At 43.9% G+C, this 360-nt stretch carries 1 pseudogene; it reads left to right on the forward strand.

The features are described from left to right. Window positions 1-43 precede the first annotated feature (43 nt). Window positions 44-360: pseudogene (locus HLG76_RS14715) on the forward strand (IS110 family transposase); the annotation flags it as partial.

Consider the following 360-nt stretch of genomic DNA (forward strand, 5'->3'; position numbering starts at 1 on the left):
TAAGTCATTAAATCGCTAGCCCAGGCATGGCGCGGATCTTCATGCGTTTTCCCTGGGCCGCAGAGCGAAAAATGACCGCTTAGATGCTGAGTTAATCGCACATTATGGCGACGCCATTAAGCCTGAAATCACCATTATCAAGGCGGAAAATATACGTCTAATGAGTGATTTAGTCATCAGGAGAAACCAGCTCCTATCTATGCAAACGATGGAAAAGAACCGCTTGCAGATACTGCCCAAAACCTTGCATTCAACCATCAAACCCATGCTCACTGCGATGAAAAATCAAATCACCAACATTGAGCAAAAACTCGTGAAGTTGATTGAAGCATGCCCTGAATATCAGACTAAAAATACGCT

The organism is Salinivibrio sp. EAGSL, assembly GCF_013366455.1.
Lineage (GTDB): Bacteria > Pseudomonadota > Gammaproteobacteria > Enterobacterales > Vibrionaceae > Salinivibrio > Salinivibrio costicola.